Consider the following 223-nt stretch of genomic DNA (forward strand, 5'->3'; position numbering starts at 1 on the left):
GGCGAAAAACCTGACATTGACACAAGGCCCCAACCGGATTGATTTCAAACGCGGGACTATTGCCCCTATTGCAGGCGAGGGTGATACCCCTTGGAACGTGATTGATACCGGGTCATTGGGGGGAATGTATGCCAATAAAATCCGTTTGGTGAGTACTGAGGCGGGTAAGGAAGTTAACCTTGCTAATTTGACTACAACGCAGGGTGACATTAGTCTGACGGCG

At 50.2% G+C, this 223-nt stretch carries 1 protein-coding gene; it reads left to right on the top strand.

The window, feature by feature from the left end; all coding sequences use genetic code 11:
• A partial coding sequence (locus ACGF49_RS25435; protein ID WP_387493632.1) for a hypothetical protein occupies positions 1–223 on the top strand: 223 nt, incomplete at both ends.

This window comes from Photorhabdus sp. RM96S, from assembly GCF_042879335.1.
Taxonomy (GTDB): Bacteria; Pseudomonadota; Gammaproteobacteria; order Enterobacterales; family Enterobacteriaceae; genus Photorhabdus; species Photorhabdus kayaii.